Source organism: Leisingera sp. CC-HEC093, assembly GCF_059429195.1.
The window spans coordinates 33,712-45,904 of the sequence record NZ_JCAIJR010000005.1; the positions used below are offsets into that span (position 1 = coordinate 33,712).

10 protein-coding genes are annotated in these 12,193 nt (G+C 64.0%); 4 read left to right on the top strand and 6 right to left on the bottom strand.

Annotated features, from left to right (window positions below):
* Positions 1-52 precede the first annotated feature (52 nt).
* From speB to AC5STB_RS21990, 5 genes are all read right to left on the bottom strand, one after another.
* Positions 53-1,018, bottom strand: coding sequence for an agmatinase (gene speB, locus AC5STB_RS21970; protein WP_495444995.1), 966 nt, complete (start codon positions 1,016-1,018; stop codon positions 53-55).
* Positions 1,019-1,123: 105 nt separating this feature from the next.
* Positions 1,124-1,849, bottom strand: coding sequence for an aspartate/glutamate racemase family protein (locus tag AC5STB_RS21975; protein ID WP_495444996.1), 726 nt, complete (start codon positions 1,847-1,849; stop codon positions 1,124-1,126).
* 21 nt (positions 1,850-1,870) lie between these two features.
* On the bottom strand, positions 1,871-3,106 hold the full coding sequence (locus AC5STB_RS21980; RefSeq protein WP_495444997.1) for an NAD(P)/FAD-dependent oxidoreductase: 1,236 nt from the start codon (positions 3,104-3,106) through the stop codon (positions 1,871-1,873).
* A gap of 5 nt (positions 3,107-3,111) precedes the next feature.
* Positions 3,112-5,328, bottom strand: a complete 2,217-nt coding sequence (locus AC5STB_RS21985) for a TRAP transporter permease (RefSeq protein ID WP_495444998.1) — start codon at positions 5,326-5,328, stop codon at positions 3,112-3,114.
* Positions 5,329-5,428: 100 nt separating this feature from the next.
* Positions 5,429-6,439 (bottom strand): TAXI family TRAP transporter solute-binding subunit, encoded by a 1,011-nt coding sequence (locus tag AC5STB_RS21990; RefSeq protein WP_495444999.1) that lies wholly within the window; start codon positions 6,437-6,439, stop codon positions 5,429-5,431.
* Positions 6,440-6,605: 166 nt separating this feature from the next.
* Here AC5STB_RS21990 and AC5STB_RS21995 point away from each other — a divergent pair, with 166 nt between their 5' ends.
* From AC5STB_RS21995 to repC, 4 genes are all read left to right on the top strand, one after another.
* Positions 6,606-7,562 (top strand): LysR family transcriptional regulator, encoded by a 957-nt coding sequence (locus AC5STB_RS21995; RefSeq protein ID WP_495445000.1) that lies wholly within the window; start codon positions 6,606-6,608, stop codon positions 7,560-7,562.
* A 223-nt stretch (positions 7,563-7,785) separates the two neighbouring features.
* Entirely contained in the window at positions 7,786-8,997 is a 1,212-nt protein-coding gene (gene repA / locus AC5STB_RS22000) for a plasmid partitioning protein RepA (protein ID WP_495445001.1), read from the top strand.
* Positions 8,994-10,013 carry a plasmid partitioning protein RepB gene (gene repB / locus AC5STB_RS22005; protein WP_495445002.1) on the top strand — a complete coding sequence of 340 codons (1,020 nt, stop codon included), beginning with the start codon at positions 8,994-8,996 and terminating at the stop codon, positions 10,011-10,013. The genes repA and repB overlap by 4 nt, the downstream gene beginning before the upstream one ends.
* 171 nt (positions 10,014-10,184) lie before the next feature.
* On the top strand, positions 10,185-11,438 hold the full coding sequence (gene repC, locus AC5STB_RS22010; RefSeq protein WP_495445003.1) for a plasmid replication protein RepC: 1,254 nt from the start codon (positions 10,185-10,187) through the stop codon (positions 11,436-11,438).
* A 78-nt stretch (positions 11,439-11,516) separates the two neighbouring features.
* Here repC and AC5STB_RS22015 read toward each other — a convergent pair whose 3' ends face one another.
* Complete coding sequence (locus AC5STB_RS22015) at positions 11,517-12,140, bottom strand: hypothetical protein (protein WP_495445004.1); 624 nt, start codon at positions 12,138-12,140, stop codon at positions 11,517-11,519.
* Positions 12,141-12,193 lie beyond the last annotated feature (53 nt).

Consider the following 12,193-nt stretch of genomic DNA (forward strand, 5'->3'; position numbering starts at 1 on the left):
CAGACGCACCCGGGGTCCTCTGCCGGCTTCTCCAGGCACCCCAGCAGGAGACCTAGCACTTGTTGTGGAAAATGAAGCCGATGAAATTCAGCAGGATCTGTGCAGCCAGGATCTGGGTGCTCTCGGACGGATCATAGGCCGGGGCCACTTCCACCAGATCGATCCCCGCAACCTCGCCGCGTTTGCTCAGCCCTTGCAGGATTTCAAGCACGTCATAGTACAGGAAGCCGCCGTGGCTGGGGGTGCCGGTGCCCGGCGCTATCGACGGGCAGAAGGCATCGATATCGATGGTCACATAGTAGCGCGCGCCTTGGGGGATGCGGTCCAGAACAGCTTCGGTCCCCAGCTTGCGCACCTGGCGCACCGACAGAATGTCTGACCCGCGCTCGCGGGCGTCGGCATAGCCTTCCTTGGCAGTGGAGGAGACATTCCGGATGCCCAGCTGGGTCATGCCGCAGACATAATCTTTCTCGATCGCGCGGCGCATCGGGTTGCCGTGGCCGTCAGTAACGCCCATGCGTTCATCGACGAAATCCAGATGCGCATCGATCTGGACCACATGGATCGGGCCGTTTTTGGCGCAATCCCCGGCAAAGGCGTTTATGCAGGGAATGTTGATCGAATGGTCGCCGCCGATGGTGACCGGCAGCGCGCCCGCCTCCAGGATCTTCTTTACGCCGAATTCGATACTGGCGTGGCTTTCTTCGGTCTTGGTGTGAATGATGTCCGCATCGCCCAGGTCAACGATGCGCACGTCCGCCCCCAGATAGGTGGCGTCATCCTCGTGGTCAAAGGCGCCGGAATGACCGAAGCTGAACAGCGTCGAGGCTTCCCGCACCGCCCGCGGACCGAACCGCGCGCCAGAGCGGAACTGACAGCCAAAGTCAAAGGGTGCCCCCAGGATTGCAACATCAGCATCGATGTTGTCCCAATCCTCCACATAGGGCTTCTTGCCAAACGTGGCGATGCCGACAAAAGGCAGGTTCAGGCGGCCGGATTCGTAATCATGTGCAGGCATTTTTGATTCTCCGTTTTCCTAACGATAGGCCAGTTCCGGCAAAAACAGGCCGCAGGGGCAAAAACCTGCGGCCTGCTATCCGTCCACTGATCCAGGGGAAGGCCCCTAATCGTATTGAACCCGCCCGTCATAGCCGCCCCGCGCGGTGATCGCATGCACCATCGTGGCCAAAGTCGTCAGATCCGCAACCGGCAGGCCGAGGGCCGCCTGCAGCGCATGCGCATAGGGCGGCAGGTCGGTGCATTCCAGCACGACTGAGGTCACATCCGGCGCCTCCTCCAGCAGCTGCCGCCCGGCTTCAACCAGTTCCGCAGTCAGCTTCATCTCGTCTATCGCGGTCCGCTTGCTCTGCAGGATGACCTCCGAAAACTCCGGCTTGTCCTCCATTCCGATGACCGCAACCGGGGTCTTTCCTGCCCCAACCGCCGCGAAATGCGCCGGGGTCAGCGCGGTGGCGCGGGCGGTGATCACCCCCACTCTGCCCCGCCGCCCGGCCATCTGGTGCATCAGCGGGATCTGGATCAGGCTGGAGGAAAACACCGGAACAGAAACCTGTTCCGCCAGCTCCTGCTGATACAGCGCCATGAACCCGCAGCTGCCGGTGATCGCGGCACAGCCAGCCTGCTCCAACTCCTGCGCGGCGTCCAAAAACGGCGCAAAGAACTCAATGCTGGGACGCTCCAGCAACTCCGCGATGGTGGTGCCTTTGACCACCGCCTTGCGCACCGGGAACGGCAGGCTGCTGGTGCAGCGGATGTGTCCCGGCGGTTTGGCAAAACGGGTGTCCAGGCACAACAGGCCGATGGGGGCGGTATCCGCCGGCGGTGTCATTTCAAAATATCCTTTCTGGTCTCAGAAGCGTCCGGTGGCATAGGGGCTGCAATCAATGTTCGGGGTCCGCCCGGTCAGCATGTCGGCCAGCAGCTCCCCGGTCTTGGGGGCCATCATCAGCCCGTAGTGTGAGTGGCCAAAGCCCGCATAAAGCCCCGCGTGGCCGCCAAACTCACCGATCATCGGCAATGTGTCGGGAAAGGACGGGCGGCGGCCCATCCAGAATTTCGGCGCCGCGGTCACCAGATCGGGAAAGGCCGCCTTGGCCTGCGCCTGCATCCGCGCCTGCTTGCGGCTGTCCTGCGGCGCGTCGATTGCCGCGAACTCCGCCTGCCCGGCCACCCGCAGCCCGCCCGTCATTGAGCTGGCGACGAATTTCGCATCCGTATCCATCACCGAATTGTTCAGTTCGATGCCCGCTTCGGGAAACTCAATGTGATAGCCGCGCTCGCTGGCCAGCGGCACCGTGATGCCCAGCGGTTTAAGCAGCTCCGCCGACCAGGCCCCCATGGCAATAACCACCCGCCGGGCGCTATAGGTCTGCGTCCCGCAGGTGATCCGCCAGCCGTCCTCTGCGCGCCGCAGGCCATCAACACGCGCCTCCAGGATCTCAATGCCGAGCCGCTCTGCCTTTGCCGCCAGCGCCGCCATAATCTGCCCCGGCGACAGCGCCCGGGCCTGGCCGTGGATCAGCACCGCCGATTTGAAGCCGGGCGACAGCGCCGGCTCGATGCGCCGCAGCTCGTCCTGTCCGACCAGCTCCAGCCGGGCGCCCTTCTCGGCCCGGATGCGGTAGTCGATCGCCTGCAGCAGATCCTTGCCGTCCTTCCGGTAGGCATGGACATAGGCGCAGTCCTGCACCAAATGCTCCTGACCGGTGCCTTCCAGATGCCGCCGGTACAGATCCACCGACGGCATGCACAGCGGCTCCATCGCATCCGCGATCTCCTGCACCCGCTGGGCTGAGCTGTTGCGCAGGAAGGACAGCCCCCAGGGCACCATCCGCGGCCAGTAGCCGGCCCGCACGCTCAGCGGCTGATAGGCGCCGAACATCAGGTCCGGCAGCTTCTTCCAGATCCCCGGCAGCGACTGCGGAATAAAGGACCAGGGCGAAATCACCCCGGCATTGCCGGCGGAGGTTTCCTGCCCCGGTTCGCCGCGGTCGATAAGCCGCACCGGCACGCCGCGCCCGGCCAGAGAGAGCGCGGTGCACAGACCGACTGCACCGGCACCCAGGATCGTGACTTGATCGCGCATTGTGCTCAGGCCGCCTCCGCCGTGGACCGCCGCGCCTGCAGCAGCTGGCTGATGATGGCCGGACCGGCCACCGCCAGCGCCGCCAGATCCGCCTGCAGCGACGGGGCGATGAAGATCAGCCCGGCCAGCGCCAGCAGGATGCGGTACACGGCACCCATCGGGACAAGCCAGTAGCCGACAACCGCCGCCGACAACGCCAGAACCCCGGCAATGCAGCTGGCCGCTGTATAGGTGAACTCGACAAAGTCGAAGCCGGTCGAGGAGACAAACAGCAGCACCGGCGCATAGACAAAGGCCATCGGCGCCACCACCTTGCCCAGCCCCAGCGAGAACGCCGACAGCCCGGTGCGGAACGGGTTGGAGTTGGCAATCGCCGCCGCCGCATAGGCCGAGGTGCAGACCGGCGGCGTGATCTCTGCCACCACCCCGTAGTAGAGCACGAACATATGGCTGGCGATCGGCGGGATGCCAAGCTGCGCCAGCGCAGGCTGCGCCACCGACACCAGCATGATGTACAGCGCCGTGGTCGGCACCCCCGCCCCCATCAGGATGCAGGCAATGGCGATGAAGACCAGGCTGATGAACAGGGTCAGGTCCTCGACACTGAACAGCTCGAAGCTGCCGATGCTGAACAGCCCGTGCAGATCGCCGCCCAGATTGGCCGCCGCCTGGGTGACCATGAATCCGATGCGGAAACCGACGCCGGTGGTGTTGATCACCCCGATGACGACGCCGACCGCCGCCGCCGCCGCGCCGACCGCCAGCGCGTATTTCACCCCGGTCTCCAGCGTGTCTGCCATCTGCGGCATCGTGGTGCGCTCTTGCGGGTTGAAACAGGCCAGAACCGCGCCGCCCATCAGCATCAGCGACATCGGCAGATCAAAGCCGCCGCCAGTGTATTTCCACAGCACAAAGGCAATAAAGGCCGCCGGATAGGCCAGGGTCAGCGGCGCCTTCACCCGGCTCATCCCCGCGATCAGCGCCAGCGAGATGCCGCAAAAGGCCGACATATAGGGCGTGTAGCCGGAGAACAGCACTGTCAGCAGACCAACCAGCGGCACCAGGTTGGCCCAGCCGTCACGCCAGACCGCGCCCAGCTTGGGCAGCATGTCCTTGGAAATGCCCTTCAAGCCCAGGCGGCGCGCCATCAGGTGCACCACGGCAAAAACGCCGGTGTAATGCAGCAGCGCCGGGAAGATCGCCGCAATGACGATGGTGGTGTAGGGAACCTCCAGGAATTCCGCCATGATAAAGGCCGCAGCCCCCATGATCGGCGGGGTGATCTGCCCCCCGGCTGAGGCCGCGGCCTCAACCCCGCCCGCGAAATGGCCCGGATAGCCCAGCCGTTTCATGTTGGGGATGGTCAGCGCACCGGTAGAGACGGTGTTGGCCACCGAGGAGCCGGAAATCGTGCCGAAGAAGGCAGAAGACACCACCGACACCTTGGCCGGCCCGCCGGTGTAGCGGCCCGCCAGGATGGTTGCGTTGTCGATGAACAACTGCCCCAGTCCGGTGCGCTGCGCGATAACGCCGAACAGGACAAAATGAAAAACGATGGTGGACACCACCCACAGCGTCACCCCGAAAATGCCTTCCTGCGGGAAATACATCGACGACACGAAAGTGCGGAACTTGACGCCCGGATGCTGCAGGATCCCCGGGAACACCGGCCCGAACAGCGCATAGGCGATGAACACGCAGATAATCAGCGGCAGAATCCAGCCCAGCGTGCGCCGGGCAATGTCCAGCACCAGCACGATCAGAATGCAGCCGAACACCATGTCATAGCTGTTGGGGTTGCCCATGCGGAAGGTCTGCTCTTCGATGCCAAGCATCGGAATGCCATGCCAGGCAAAGCCGAGGTACAGCGCCGAGGCGGTGCCAAGAACCATCAGCAGCACATCCAGGAACGGCACCCCGCCCAGGTGAAAGGCACCTGTTTTCAGGTCAAAGGCGGTCTTGCTCTTCAGATGCGGAAACAGCGCATAGATCAGGATGAACAGCCCCGACAGATGCCAGCCCATGTGCCAGTAATCCGGCGGCAGCGCAAACCCGGCTGTCAGATAGTGATAGCCTGCAAAAGCCAGCGCGACATAGCGCAGGAAGGCGCTGAACAGGGCCGAGACTTCGCGCGTGGCGGCGCCTTCGTCGTATTTCTTTTCGATCGCAGCCAGTTCCTCGGCCGAGAGTTCCGGGGCGTTCTGCGGAGGCGCGTCGCTCATAGCGAACCTTCCTGCTCTGAGTAACGTGAAAATCAATGCGGGCGGCGTGCCTGCGTCAGGACGCCGCCCGCTGTTCTGGTCCGGGGGGAGAGAGGCCGGATCAGTTCAGAACCCCGGCTTCGCGGTAGAACTTCTCGGCACCCGGATGCAGCGGCACGCCCAGCGACCCGATCCCGTCCAGCGCGGTCTCCAGCGTGATCTGCTTGCCCTTGGCATGGCCGTTGTCCAGCAGATTGCGGGTATTGTCGTTCCACATCGCCTGGGTGATGCCATAAACCAGCTCGTCCGGCAGGTCCGCAGAGACAACCAGCAGCGCCGACACCGCCGGGGTCTTCACCTCGTAATCCACGCCCTCATAGACATTGGCGGGGATTTCCGACGGGATGTAGGCCGGGATGATCTCGTTGATCTTCGCCAGGTCCTCGTCGGTGAAACTGTGCAGCTCCATGCCCTTGGTGGTGGCCAGCTGAACCATCGCCGACACCGGCCAGCCTGCGGCGTAGAAATAGCCGTCAAGCTGCCCGTCGGCCAGGCGCTCTGCCGACTGGCTGTTGTTCAGTTCGGCTTCGTCCATATTGTCGCGGGTCACGCCCCAGGCCTCCAGCATCTGCAGCACCGCAACCTGGGTGCCGGAACCGGCCTGCGCAATGCCGACCCGCTTGCCGGTAAGATCGCCGAGACCGCTGATCGTCTGGCCCTTGGGCAGCACCAGGTGCAGGTCTTCCGGGAACAGATTTGCAACGATGCGCAGTTTCTCATGCGGTTTGCCGTCGAATTTGCCCTCGCCCAGATACATCGACCGGGTCACATCCGCCGCCGCCATGCCGGCCTCCAGCTCGCCGTTCTGCACCGCGGTGTTGTTGAACACCGACGCGGTGGTGGACTGCGCAATCGCGATCAGCCCCGGCACGCCGCACTGGCCGCCCTCATCGCAGGGGCGCGAGCCGGGCGGCGCGGAAATGCCGTTTGCGATGGTGCCGCCGATCGGAAAATAGGTGCCGCCGGCGCTGCCGGTGCCAATGCGGAAAAAGGTCGGGCTCTGGGCTGCGGCGGCACCCGCCAACAGCGACGCTGCCAGGATCGCCCCGCTCAGCCGTGTCATCATGGTCATCTTACTCTCCTGTTGGTCTGGCCCGGGTTTGGTCCCGGGAACGCTGTCGCAAAAGGATGAGCCAGAGTTGTGATAAAAACAAATTTTAATATTTTCAGTTTTCCAAAGTTTTGCTTATGTATTGAGGGCGCCTGGCCCGGCTGCAGCAATGACATGGGGTTCCCGCATGAATCTGTCCCAAATGACCGCCTTCCGCGCGGTGATGGAGGCTGCGTCTCTGTCCGCCGCCGCCGAAAAACTGGGCCGGACGCAACCCGCCGTCAGCCTGGCGATCCGGTCGCTGGAGGACACGCTGGGCCTCAAGCTGTTCGAACGGCGCGGCCGCCAGCTGGTACCGGTGCCCGAAGCGCACTACTTGCACGCCGAGACCAGTGACATTCTGGACCGGCTCAGCAGCGTCGCAGGCACCATGAAAAGCCTGACCGCCGGCCAAAGCGGCAGCCTGAACGTGGCCTCGATGCCGGGGCCGTCCACCTTCCTGTTTCCGCGCTACATCAGCCGCTTCACCGGCAGCAATCCCCGCATCCGCATCTCACTGTCGTCCCGGACCTCGCCGCAGATCCGCGAACTGGCCGCAACCCAGGGCCTCGACTTCGGCTTTGCCGACATGATCGGCCGCGAGCCATCGGCCCAGACCTTCCGTCAGGAAACCATCGGCGCCGATTGCTTCTGCGCCATTCCGCAGGACCACCCCTTGGCGCAAAAACAGGTGATCGCCTGGAAGGATCTCGACAACGTGCCGCTGGGGCTGCTGCAAAGCAGCCACATCACGCACCAGAAAACCGTAGCAGAGCTGCGCCGCGCCGGCGGCACCCCCAACGTCGTCCTCGACAGCCAGTTTTTCCTGCCGATGATGCCCTTCATCAGCGCCGGGCGGTGCCTGTCGGTCGTCGACCCGCTGACCGCAGTGACAGAGCATGAGGTCGACAGCACCGGCGGCCGCGTGGTCTTCCGCCAGCTGGAGGGCAGTTTCCGCTACGAATACACCATCATCTCCCCCGTGTTCCGCCCGCTGTCGCAGCTGGCACTGCAAATCAAGGACGGCTGGAAAACCGAGGTGATGGACCTGCTCGCCAAGGCGGGTGCCCGGCCGGAGTACTTTCCTTCCGCACCGGAACAATGACCGGCAGCCAGCCCCCTGCCCTTCTGCAGCGGATAGGCCAGTGCCGCCGTCCCCGCCCGCAGCCATCGCTGAACCGGCCAACTATAGAAAACACTTGCACGAATCCCGCTCTTTGGCCAATAGTCACGGAAAAGAGGCGGCAAACGCCAATTTCCGTGAACACGCCAGGCAGCAAAGACACGGGTAAAAGGCAGAGCGGCGCAGATGGCAGGCACAAGGGCATATGGATCATACATACACACCTGAGGATCTCAATGCGGTGATCCGGCAGCATTCCGAATGGATTGCGGCCCAGTTGCATGCGCAGCGCGAAAGCCTGTTCCCCCCGAACGCCTCCAAGACCATGCGAAAATTCACCTCCGGCGAGGCCGCGGCCCTGCTCGGAGTGAACGATTCCTACCTGCGCAAGCTGCATCTGGACGGCAAGGGCCCCTCGCCCGAACTGACGGCCGGCAACCGCCGCCAGTATTCCGCCGAGGACATCCAAGAGCTGCGCGAGCTGCTGGAGAAAACCGCCCGCAAGCCCGGCGACTACCTGCCCGGCCGCCGTACCGGTCCGGAGGGCGGCGAGGGCTATGCCGATCACATGCAGATCATCGGCGTGATGAATTTCAAGGGCGGCTCCGGCAAGACCACCACCTCCGCCCATCTGGCACAGCGCCTGGCGCTCAAGGGCTACCGGGTGCTGGCGATCGACCTCGACCCGCAGGCCTCGCTGACCGCCCTGCACGGCGTCCAGCCGGAGTTCGACCTCAAAGACGGCGGCACGCTTTACGACGCCATCCGCTATGACGATCCGGCCCCGATCTCCTCAGTGATCCGCAAGACCTATATCCCGAATCTCGACCTCATTCCCGGCAACCTCGAACTGATGGAGTTTGAGCACGACACCCCCCGCGCCCTCGCGCAGGGCAGCGCCGGATTGTTCTTCTTCCGGGTCAAAGAGGCTCTAACACAGGTCGATTCCGACTATGACGTGGTGGTGATCGACTGCCCGCCGCAGCTTGGCTTCCTCACCATGTCGGCGCTCTCCGCTGCTACCGGCGTTCTGGTGACGATCCATCCGGAAATGCTGGACGTGATGTCGATGTCGCAATTCCTGCGCATGACCGCCGACCTGATGGACGTGATCGCCCAGTCCGGCGCCGACATGTCGCACGACTGGATGCGCTATCTGCTCACCCGTTACGAGCCGTCGGACGCGCCGCAGAACCGCATCGTTGCCTTCCTGCGCACCATGTACGGCGACAAGGTGCTGAACGCGCCGATGCTGAAATCCACCGCGATTTCCGACGCCGGCCTCACAAAACAGACTCTATACGAGGTGGAGCGCAGCGCCTTCACCCGTTCCACCTATGACCGCGCGGTCGAAAGCCTGAACGCGGTCAACGATGAAATCAGCCAGCTCGTTCAGGAAACCTGGGGGCGCACATGACCAGCAGCAAGAAATCCCGTCTCTCCATGCTCGACAGCCTGGCCGCCGCCGGCGCGCCCGTGGCCTCCCCTGCCCCGGCGGCCTCGATGATGTCCAGCAACCGCGCCCTGCGCTCCGCCCGCGACGCGGTGGATTCGCACCGGGTCTGGGATCTGGAGCCGCACCAGATTGAGGACACCCGCGTCCACGACCGGCTCGACCCGAACGACGTGCTCGACCTGCGCGACGCGATTGAGGCAAACGGCCAGACCGTGCCGATCCTGGTGCGCCGCCACCCGTCCGAGGCCGACCGCTACCTCCTGGTCTACGGCCGCCGCCGGCTCGAGGCGATCCGCTCGTCCGACAAAGTGGCCAAGGTCCGGGCGCTGGTCGCCAATCTGGACGAGGACGCCGCCGTGCGCGCCCAGATTTCGGAAAACATGGCGCGCCGCGACCTCTCCTTCATCGAAAAGGCGCTGTTCGCGCAGGAGCTGGTGGAAAACGGCTTCGGCAACCAGTCGCAGGTCGCCGAGGTGCTGACCGTCACCAAATCCTCCGTCTCCATGGCCATCGCCATTGCCGAGGCAATCGGCGCCGATCTGATCCGCGCCATCGGCCCGGCCCAGGGCATCGGCCGCCCCCGCTGGGACGCGCTGGCCAAGGCAATTGCCGGCAGCGGCGCCAGCCAAGAGGGGCTGATTGCCATCGCCCAGAAGGAATATGATGAGTTCACCATGCGGGCCGTCAACGGCACCGCTGAGGCTGAACCCGCCGACCCCTCTGTGCTGGCGTTTGAGGCAGTGTTCCGGGCCGCGGTGCCCTCCCCTGCCCCGCAGAAACAGGCCAAGGCACCCAAGGCCCGCACCCTCAGCCAGCCGCTCACCGTGGATGGCCGCCGCAGCGCCACCCTGCGCCGCACCGCCAAGGGCGTCAGCCTGGAACTTCCTGGCGGCGGCTTTGCCGACTGGCTGGAGACCGAGGCCCAGAATGTAATTGAAGAGCTTCACGCGCGCTGGCAGTCGCGCGGCGAAGAGTAAATGATAACAATAACTTAGGAGGCACAGAGCAGGCAAAAAGAAGGCCCCGCAAAACCGAAGCTCCACGAGACCAACTTGTTTCTAGCACCTTCAAGTTAGTGGCCGGAGCCTTTGACCGCAAGTCCAAAGCGATTCGCGGGCCGCTCTTTTTTTGTCTTTCGTGATGATGACATGGGATATATGCCCCTCACGCCTTTCGGGCGAACGGTGGATGCTGTCCTGCTGAAACACCAGCAGGCCGCCGCTGAACACTCCTCTATGCAATCCAGCGTCAGCAAATGGGACGCGCTGCGCGACCTCGCCGCCGCACGCAAGGCTTATGGCCTGAACGACCGCGACCTCTCCGTTCTTCAGGCACTGGTCAGCTTCCTGCCCGGCACCGAGGTCGATCCCCGGCCCGGCGTCACGGTGGTGCACCCCTCCAACCGGACAATCTGCGAGCGGCTAAACGGCATGCCCAACTCCACCATGCGCCGCCACATGGCCAAACTGGTCTCTGCTGGCATTCTGATCCGCCGTGACAGCCCCAACGGCAAACGCTACGTTCGCCGCTGCCAGGGGGAGCGCATGGCCTTTGGTTTCGACCTCTCCCCCCTCGCCCGCCGTTACGCCGAATTTTCAGAGGCTGCCGAGGCTGAGCGCGCCCTGACGGCCCGGATCAAGCAGCTGCGCGAAACCGTCAGCCTGATGCGCCGCGACCTCCTGAACCTCGCACTCCTCGGCGCGGCAGAGCGTCCTGAGCTTGCCATCTGGGACCAATACAATGACCTCGCCCAGCTGACCGCCCGTAGCTTGCGCCGTAAGCTGGAACTGGCAGACCTGGCAGAGATCAAGGCCCGTCTCGCCGCCGCACTGAATGAGACTAAGCAGCATTTAGAGCCTTTGTTTGCAGAAGAACCGGGCACCAGTGACGTTCAAAATGAGCACCACTATCAGAATTCAAAGATAGACTCATTTGAATCTGAACAGGCCGTTAAGGCAGCGCACGCACCTCAAACGGAATCGCAAGACGAAACCGGCTATGCTGAGAAACCCCAGGAAGAAAGGCCCGTGCCCAGTGAAACGCCGCCCCGCCCGCCAATGGCCCCTCGCTCCAGCGGCCCAAACCTGCCGCTCCGCCTGATCCTCTCCGCCTGCGGCGAGATTCAAGGCTACGCCGATGGTGCCATCCGCCATTGGGCCGATCTTCTGCGCGCCGCCGACACCGTGCGCCCGATGATGGGAATTTCCGCGGTCGTCTGGGAAGAAGCCAAGACCGCCATGGGCGCGGCAGAAGCCGCGACTGTGCTCGCCGCCCTGCTGGAGCGGTTCTCCGATATCCGCTCGCCCAGCGGTTACCTCCGGCATCTCAGCGCCAAGGCGGTGTCCGAGAACTTCTCCAGTACTCCCATGGTCATGGCCCTCGCCCGCAAGGCCGCAGCGTAGAAGTTCACAGCTGTGAACTCACGCCTCGTGGAACTTACGCCGAAACCGGTCCCGAGCGCACATGGCGCTGCAGCGGTGTTAGGCCGGGATTGGTATAAGTTCCGCGGCCAGCATATGGAGCAGTGCGCCGACTTCAGCCTGGGCTTGATCCTGCGATTTCTTACTGCGCAGCTTGCGGGCCAGCGTGGAGCCTCGGGCGGCGGCGTCCTGCGCCAACAGCAGCAATGCGATTTCACGCAGCTGGTGCACGGCCAGATCGCCCTCGTCCCGACCCAACTGCGCCGCCAGCGCTGGCGGGGGCTGGCATTCGGCCAGCAGATGCTTGAGGGCGGACCCGTGTTTCGACGCCTCGGCCCGGGAGATGCAAAGGTCTGTCATCTCTGCCATAGCCGATAGGAAAGCCTCCGCCGGAAGGCGGGCGGTCTGGCTGGAGTAGCCCGCCTGCCGCACGACATGCAGATCCGCCTGAGCCGGGTCAAAGGACAACGTCATCCCGTCAATTGACACTTCGGACGCGGCCTGCTGCCCGAAGCGTTTGCGCAGGCTGAGCGCCTCGGCAAACAGCACCAGTTGCAAAAGGCCGGCCTGCGGCAGGTCGCAGGAAATCCGCTGGATGCCGCTACGGCCGGCGTGCTTGTAGTTCAGCGCGAGCCGGGCACCGCCGTCTTCCCGCGCCTCCATTGAGAATATCTTTGCAGGCATGGCGCGAGTTACAGGTAAAGCGGCGGGGCCTGCAAGGGTGGCCTGCGGTGTAG

Excerpts from the sequence above, each read along its gene's own strand:
- speB (WP_495444995.1), bottom strand. The coding sequence starts at position 1,018 with ATGCCTGCACATGATTACGAATCCGGCCGCCTGAACCTGCCTTTTGTC.
- AC5STB_RS21975 (WP_495444996.1), bottom strand. The coding sequence starts at position 1,849 with ATGACACCGCCGGCGGATACCGCCCCCATCGGCCTGTTGTGCCTGGAC.
- AC5STB_RS21980 (WP_495444997.1), bottom strand. The coding sequence starts at position 3,106 with ATGCGCGATCAAGTCACGATCCTGGGTGCCGGTGCAGTCGGTCTGTGC.
- AC5STB_RS21985 (WP_495444998.1), bottom strand. The coding sequence starts at position 5,328 with ATGAGCGACGCGCCTCCGCAGAACGCCCCGGAACTCTCGGCCGAGGAA.
- AC5STB_RS21990 (WP_495444999.1), bottom strand. The coding sequence starts at position 6,439 with ATGACCATGATGACACGGCTGAGCGGGGCGATCCTGGCAGCGTCGCTG.
- AC5STB_RS21995 (WP_495445000.1), top strand. The coding sequence starts at position 6,606 with ATGAATCTGTCCCAAATGACCGCCTTCCGCGCGGTGATGGAGGCTGCG.
- repA (WP_495445001.1), top strand. The coding sequence starts at position 7,786 with ATGGATCATACATACACACCTGAGGATCTCAATGCGGTGATCCGGCAG.
- repB (WP_495445002.1), top strand. The coding sequence starts at position 8,994 with ATGACCAGCAGCAAGAAATCCCGTCTCTCCATGCTCGACAGCCTGGCC.
- repC (WP_495445003.1), top strand. The coding sequence starts at position 10,185 with ATGGGATATATGCCCCTCACGCCTTTCGGGCGAACGGTGGATGCTGTC.
- AC5STB_RS22015 (WP_495445004.1), bottom strand. The coding sequence starts at position 12,140 with ATGCCTGCAAAGATATTCTCAATGGAGGCGCGGGAAGACGGCGGTGCC.